This window comes from Pseudomonas sp. Pseusp97 (genome assembly GCF_047304025.1).
In the GTDB taxonomy this organism is placed as follows: Bacteria; Pseudomonadota; Gammaproteobacteria; order Pseudomonadales; family Pseudomonadaceae; genus Pseudomonas.
Map to the genome: position 1 here is coordinate 1 of NZ_JBGLYK010000269.1, position 6,750 is coordinate 6,750.

A 6,750-nucleotide genomic window follows, 5' to 3' on the forward strand; every position below is an offset into this window, starting at 1 on the left:
GGCTGGGGCCGGTGAGGCAGCGCACCGCCTGCACCGGGGCGCTGTCGGCGAGGGTGAAGTCGCTGCTGCCGCTGCCGGGGTTCATGAACAGCGGCAGGTCGCGGTTGGTGCACAGCGCGCCCAGGCCCAGCTGGCGCAGGTCGTGGCGATAGGGCGCCTGCTGGCTGTCCACCAGGCTGATGAAGGTTTCGCTGCCCACGTAGCTGGAGCGGGAACCGCTGCGCCGCTGCTCGCTGGAGAGCACGCGCTGCTCGCGGCGCAGGATGTAATAGGCCTTCTCCTGGCCATAGCGTGACGGATCGCGCACGGCGTAGAAGGGCAGGAAGGTCTGGTCGGCGCCGGTACCGTGGCCGCTGACCGAGGTCAGCGAGTGGATCTCGAAATCCATCGGCCGGGTGCGGTCGGCGATGGCGTGGTGCTCATGGACCCGCTCGCTGAGGTGGATGCGGTCCAGGCGCCTTGGAAACAGGTTGATCGCCGGCGTACAGAAGGGCACGAACTGCTCGGCGCCGACCTGGCCCTGCAACTGCTTGTCGAGGCGGTCGAAGAGCACGATCAGTTGCAGCTCCTCGCCCTCGCAGCGGCGCACCGCGCGCTGCAGCCCGGTAATGTCGACGAACAGGAAACGCTGCGGCAGGGCGAAGTACTCCTGCAACAGGCGGTAGCCCTGGAACGCCTGGGGCACCACCGGCAGGGCGGCGTCCTCGTCATCGAAACCGCATGGGCGCAGGGCGTCGGCGGGCAGCCGCTCGACCCAGTCGCGGCCGCTCTGGCAGGCGAACACCGCGCAGGCGTTGCCGAGCAACTGCTCGTACAGGCGTACCGGCACTTCGTCGACACCGTTGAGGTAGAGCGGCAGGTTCTCCAGCGCCAGGCTGTTGAACGGGACTTCCACGCCGCTGCGCAGGGTCAGGCGCAGCGCGGCCTTGGCGCGCGGTTCGGCAGCGGCCAGGCGGCCGAGTTCGGCGGCGGGGTTGGCGATGTACTCGGCCTGGGCCACGCGCAACGGCCACAGGGTCACTTCATGGGCGCTGCGGAATTCGCAGGGCGTCTGGCCTTCCTTGCCCAGCGGCGCGCGCAGCACGCTCTGCCGGGGGAGACGGAAGCCATCGTTGAGGGAGCCGTCGTCGGGGTTGGTCTGCATCTGCACCACGCACATCGACGGGGTCGGGGCGAGGTAGTGCGGGTAGGCGACTTCCAGCAGGTTGTGGGTGAAGGTCGGGTATTCGGCGTCGAGCTTGAGCTGCACCCGCGCGGTGAGCCAGGCGAAGCCTTCGAGCAGGCGCTCGACGTACGGATCGGCGCACTCCATGCCGGCCAGGCTCAGGCGGCTGGCGATCTTCGGGTAGTCGCGGGCGAATTCCGCCGCGCCTTCGCGGATGTGCTGCAACTCCTGGTTGTACATCTCCAGCAGGCGAGGGTTCATGCGCGCCTCCGCTGTTGTGCCGGCACCACGGAGACGTGGCCGGATTCCAGGTCCAGCTCGGTGCGCAGCAGCAGGGGCAGAGGCACCGGCTGCGCCCACAGGTCGCCCTCGATCTCGAAGCTCAGGGCGTTGTGGTTCATCTCGCCGGTGGCCTTGTGCGCACGCACGCGCAGGGTGTGGCGCAGGATGCGCGGCTCGAAGGTGGCGATGGCCTGGTGGATGAGGCCCTCCAGGGCCAGCACGTCGATGCTCGAAGCGCTGTTGCCGGCCAGCGGCGGCAGGCCGTAGTTCAGCACCGAGGTGCCGGCGGGCGTCTGGCGGCTGCGCTCGGGGTCGAGCAAGGCGGTGGAGTTGAGCAGCCAGGCGAGGTCGCGCAGCACCGCCGCACGCAGCTCGTTGTGCGAGAAGGCACGCCGGCCCGGCGCGTCGTGCGGGGTGCCGGGGGCATCATCGGTGAGGCGGTCGAGCAGCGATGGCTGCAGGCGCTCGCGGGAAGTCAGGTCGGCTACCAACAGAGGAATCCTGTACGCAGAGGCGGGGCAGGGCGCTTGCGCTCCCGCTGCCCGCAAGCAAGCCCCCGGCGCTCAGGCGACGGGGGCATGCAGGCTTACTTCTTGATGTTCTGGCGGATGTTCCAGCCGTACTTGATCGGACCGCCATCCTTGCCGCCGTCGGCTTTCTGCGGCTGGTAGTCCACCGAGACCTGGCCGAAGTTCAGCGAGACGGTCTCGGTGATGCGGTCGTCGCCGCCCGAGCCACCGGTGTGCAGCGAAGTGACCAGCACTTCCTGCAGGGTGATGATCAGGTACTCGACCTGGTTGTCGCCGCCCGCCTTGCGCACGGTCAGCACCGCCTTGTCGATGTGCTTGCCGCTGGAGCAGTGCATCATCAGGTTCGGGGTCGCCTTGTCGACGTACTTGGTCAGGGTCAGGTCCTGGATGGAAACCTTGCCTGCGCCACCGCCACCGCCGACGTGCATGTTGCCGGACTGGGTCATGCCCCAGCTCCAGTTCAGTACGTCGATCTCGTCCTTGTGAGTCTTGTCCATCGACTCGCCTTTGATGTCGCCGATCTTGATGAAGATATCGACAGCCATGTTTTCTCCTGTGGTGCAGTGACCGAATGGAAGGTGTCAGGGACGGCGCCGGTCCGACGGCGCCGCTTTGCAGAACCCGCGTCGCGCCCGATCAGGCGCCCTTGGCCGACGGCAGTTTGGAAACCAGCCGCAGCGACACTGTCAGCCCTTCGAGCTGATAGTGCGGACGCAGGAAGAACTTGGAGTTGTAGTAGCCGGGGTTGCCCTCGACTTCCTCGACCACCACTTCGGCGGCGGCCAGCGGGTGCTGGGCCTTGGTGGTCTCGGTGGAGTGCGCCGGGTCGCCATCGACGTAGTTGAGGATCCAGTCCTGCAACCAGCGCTGCATCTCGTCCTTCTCCTTGAAGGAGCCGATCTTGTCGCGAACGATGCACTTGAGGTAATGCGCGAAGCGGCAGGTGGCGAACAGGTACGGCAGGCGCGCGGCCAGGTTGGCGTTGGCGGTGGCGTCCGGGTCGTCGTACTCGGCCGGCTTCTGCAGCGACTGCGCGCCGATGAAGGCGGCGAAGTCGGTGTTCTTCTTGTGCAGCAGCGGCATGAAGCCGTTCTTCGCCAGCTCCGCCTCGCGGCGGTCGGAAATGGCGATTTCGGTCGGGCACTTCATGTCCACGCCGCCGTCGTCGGTGGGGAAGGTGTGCGCCGGCAGGTTCGGCACTTCGCCGCCCGATTCCACGCCGCGGATGCGCGAGCACCAGCCGTAGTGCTTGAACGAGCGGTTGATGTTCACCGCCATGGCGTAGGCGGCGTTGGCCCAGGTGTACTTGCTGCTGTCGGCGCCGTCGGTGTTTTCCTCGAAGGCGAAGGCTTCCACCGGGTCGGTCTTCGCGCCGTAGGGCAGGCGCGCGAGGAAGCGCGGCATGGTCAGGCCGATGTAGCGCGAATCTTCGGACTCGCGCAGCGAGCGCCAACCGGCGTATTCGGGCGTGGTGAAGATCTTGGTGAGGTCGCGCGGGTTCGACAGCTCCTGCCAGGAGCCCATGCCCAGCACGGTGGGCGAGGCGGCCGAAATGAACGGCGCGTGCATCGCCGCGCAGACCTTGGACAGCTCGCCGAGCAGCTCGACGTCCGGCGGCGACTGGTCGAAGTAGTAGTCGCCCACCAGACAGCCGTAGGGCTCGCCGCCGAACTGGCCGTACTCTTCCTCGTACAGCTTCTTGAACACCGGGCTCTGGTCCCAGGCGGTGCCCTTGAATTTCTTCAGGGTCTTGTGCAGCTCGGGCTTGGCGATGTTGAGCACGCGGATCTTCAGCTGCTCGTCGCTCTCGGTGTTGTTCACCAGGTAGTGCAGGCCGCGCCAGGCGCTTTCCACCTGCTGGAAGTCGGCGTGGTGGATGATCTGGTTGACCTGGGCGGTGAGCTTGGCGTCGATGGCGGCGATGATCGACTCGATGGACTTGATCGCATCGTTGGAGATCAGGTCGGTCTGCGCCAGGGCCTGCTCGGCCAGGGTGCGCACGGCGGTTTCCACCGCTTCGCGGGCCCGTTCGGTCTTGGGTTTGAATTCCTGCATCAGCAGGCTGGCGAATTCGCTGGTCTGCTCGCCGGCCGCCTGGATGGCCTGCTCTTCACGCATCATCTCGCTCATGGTGATCCTCCTCTGATCAGGCCTGGGGCTCGTTGTCCTGGGGTTTCGGCGCGCTGGCCAGGGCCTGCAGCAGGGCAGGGTCCTGGATCGCCTTCATGATGATTTCCTCGGCGCCGGTCTTGCCGTCCATGTAGGTCAGCAGGTTGGCCAGCTGGGTGCGCGCTTCCAGCAGCTGCTTGAGCGAGTCCACCTGGCGCGCCACGGCCGCCGGGCTGAAGTCGTCCATGCTCTGGAAGGTGATGTCGACGCTCAGGTTGCCTTCGCCGGTCAGCTCGTTGGGGACGTTGAAGGCCACCCGCGGCTTCATGGCCTTGAGACGCGAGTCGAAGTTGTCGACGTCGATCTCCAGGAACTTGCGCTCGGCCACCGGTGCCAGCGGTTCGGCGGGCTTGCCGGTGAGGTCGGCCATCACGCCCATGACGAAGGGCAGCTGGACCTTTTTCTCGGCGCCGTACAGCTCGACGTCGTATTCGATCTGCACCCGCGGGGCGCGATTGCGTGCGATGAACTTCTGGGAACTGCTGTTGCTGGACATGGCTTCTCTCCTGGTCGCCTGACGCGACGCTGCGTGTCGGCCCGCGGGCCGTCATCGATTTCGCGTGATCCCGTTTCCCGGCCGGTCAGGCCTGGTCCGCGTCGGGGCCGCGCAGGTTTTCGAACTGGCTGATGCCGTCGGGGATGAGGTTGCGCACGATGCTGGCGAAATCCGCATCGACCAGCGTGCGCGCGCGGTTGAGCAGTACGGGCAAGGGGCTGGAAGGCTCGTGGCGGGCGTAGTACTCCAGCAGCCGGTCGAGGCTGCGGCGTACATCGTCGCGGTTGCGGATTTCGCCATTGGCGTGGGGCGCGCTGGCCGCGGCAGCCGCGGTTTCAGTGTTGGACTGCTGGTGCGGCGCCTCGTCGATGCCATCAACCTCGGGCTGCGCGCTGTCGCCGAGCACCTGCAGGGCCAGTTTCAGCGGCTGGCGCAGGGGCTGCAGGTCGACGCCGCGGTCGGAGCCGACCTGCTCGGCAACCTGGCGCTCGATGGCCTGGGCGGCCTCCAGCGCGCTCAGGATGGCGGCGCGGGTGGCTTCGAGTTCTGCCGGGTCGCTGTCGCGCAGGGCGCCATTGAGCTCGTCGGCGCTCAGCATTTCATCGCTGGCCGGCAGCAGGCCGGCGGCGTTGAGCGCGGCGCGCACGGTCACCGTGCCGAACACCCGCGAGCGCAGCAGCACGGCAGTGCGCAGCAAAGCGAGATTGGTGTCGCAGGTCAGGCCGGCGAGGGTGTTGACCCGCACGGTGGGGTCGTTGTCATCGTCGGCGTCCAGGCGCGGGTAGAGTTCGGCCCAGTAGCGCGAGAGCAGCTCGCTGACCAGCGTCAGGCGAGCCGCGAGGCCTTCGAGACCGTCCAGCGCCAGGCTGCTCTGCACCAGGAAATGGGTGATGCGCAGGTCCTTGCTGCGTTGCAGCAGGCTGCTGCTGGCCTGCTCGATGGCGCGCCAGTCCGGCGGCTCGGCGGCCTGAACCACGTCGCCCATGCTGCGCTCGGGGCGCCCCTGGGCATCGCGTTCGAGTTGCAGGAATTCGCTGTCGTATTCCAGGTCAACGCCACAAGGCGCGCTCTCTGAAATCGAGGCGAGCAAAAGCGATCCATCCACAGTAGTCGATCTCCCTATCGGTGTGGATTTGGCTGACAAAGTCCCCAGAAGTTTCCATGTTATTTCTGTGGGAAGTTGCCCTCAGCTAATATCACTGAGCCATCACATATTTGCGATGAAGTCGCCATTTTTGGTTTAGTAGTTGCTGTTGTCAAGGTAAGCTATTTACGCGTTACTGCAGTTGTGACCCGCACCAAAGAGTCGAGAAGTTCTTCGGCGATTCGTATTTGCCGGTCATAGGAAGCAAGGATAAGATCGCGCGGTTTCCGCCGTCGGCCCTTCAGAATCAAGGGTTCACGCTTGTAGGAAAAAGTGTGGAACCCGCATGAGGGTTGGGTTGTCCCTGGATGGGACGACGGGAAGCGGAGCAGGCAGGGAGGCTAAATGGCGCTGCGTTTGACCATCACCAGTTATCACAAGATCACCCCCGGCCAATGTCCCGAAATGACGTTGGATACCGGCGTGATGGCAATTGGCCGTAATCCCGACAATGACTGGGTATTACCGGACCCTGCGCGCCTGGTTTCTTCGCGACATTGCCTCATTCAATATAAGGATGGGCGCTACTTCCTCACCGATAACAGCACGAACGGCGTGGAACTGGTCAATGCCGGAGTTCGCATGCGCCGTGGCAGCAGTGAACTTCTGGAAGATGGCGAAGTTATCCGTATCGGTGACTACGAGATCCAGGCGCGCATTGAAACCGGCCTGGCGTCCGGCGCTTCGCCCTTTGCCGCGGCGGACTCGGCGAACAGCTTCGAAGCGCTGATGGCCGCCCATCAATCGGCCCCCGCGCCGATCCCGGATACCCCCTTCAGCGCCTCGGCCTCGGCGCATCTGCAGGGCGTTTCCCCGCAGGAAACCCTGCCCGACCTGTTCGACTTTCTCGCGCCGTCAGCGCCGGCTCCGGCGCCTGTTGCCGACCATGTGCCGGCCGAGCGCCACGACTTTCGTCCGCCCGCGGCAACGCTGCCGCCGGCCCCGGCCATTTCCACGCCAGCGC

7 protein-coding genes are annotated in these 6,750 nt (G+C 65.9%); 1 reads left to right on the top strand and 6 read right to left on the bottom strand.

Features of this window, described 5'->3' with window-relative positions; genetic code table 11:
* The 6 genes from tssF to tssA all read right to left on the bottom strand — a co-directional run.
* On the bottom strand, positions 1 to 1,426 hold a 1,426-nt coding region (gene tssF, locus ACCC94_RS26555; protein WP_413352594.1), incomplete at its 3' end, for a type VI secretion system baseplate subunit TssF.
* On the bottom strand, positions 1,423 to 1,941 hold the full coding sequence (gene tssE / locus ACCC94_RS26560; protein WP_413352598.1) for a type VI secretion system baseplate subunit TssE: 519 nt from the start codon (positions 1,939 to 1,941) through the stop codon (positions 1,423 to 1,425). The genes tssF and tssE, both read right to left, overlap by 4 nt.
* A gap of 92 nt (positions 1,942 to 2,033) precedes the next feature.
* A complete protein-coding gene (locus tag ACCC94_RS26565) occupies positions 2,034 to 2,522 on the bottom strand; it encodes an Hcp family type VI secretion system effector (RefSeq protein ID WP_413352595.1) in 489 nt (162 codons plus the stop codon).
* Positions 2,523 to 2,613: 91 nt separating this feature from the next.
* Positions 2,614 to 4,107 (bottom strand): type VI secretion system contractile sheath large subunit, encoded by a 1,494-nt coding sequence (gene tssC / locus ACCC94_RS26570; RefSeq protein WP_017518697.1) that lies wholly within the window; start codon positions 4,105 to 4,107, stop codon positions 2,614 to 2,616.
* Positions 4,108 to 4,123: 16 nt separating this feature from the next.
* Complete coding sequence (gene tssB, locus ACCC94_RS26575; protein WP_017518696.1) at positions 4,124 to 4,642, bottom strand: type VI secretion system contractile sheath small subunit; 519 nt, start codon at positions 4,640 to 4,642, stop codon at positions 4,124 to 4,126.
* Between the two features lie 85 nt (positions 4,643 to 4,727).
* Positions 4,728 to 5,747: a type VI secretion system protein TssA gene (tssA, locus tag ACCC94_RS26580; protein ID WP_413352596.1), complete on the bottom strand. Its 1,020-nt coding sequence runs from the start codon at positions 5,745 to 5,747 to the stop codon at positions 4,728 to 4,730.
* A gap of 384 nt (positions 5,748 to 6,131) precedes the next feature.
* On the opposite strand from tssA, the gene tagH reads away from it, so the two are divergent.
* A partial coding sequence (gene tagH, locus ACCC94_RS26585) for a type VI secretion system-associated FHA domain protein TagH (RefSeq protein WP_413352597.1) occupies positions 6,132 to 6,750 on the top strand: 619 nt, incomplete at its 3' end.

Excerpts from the sequence above, each read along its gene's own strand:
- ACCC94_RS26565 (WP_413352595.1), bottom strand. The coding sequence starts at position 2,522 with ATGGCTGTCGATATCTTCATCAAGATCGGCGACATCAAAGGCGAGTCG.
- tssB (WP_017518696.1), bottom strand. The coding sequence starts at position 4,642 with ATGTCCAGCAACAGCAGTTCCCAGAAGTTCATCGCACGCAATCGCGCC.
- tssC (WP_017518697.1), bottom strand. The coding sequence starts at position 4,107 with ATGAGCGAGATGATGCGTGAAGAGCAGGCCATCCAGGCGGCCGGCGAG.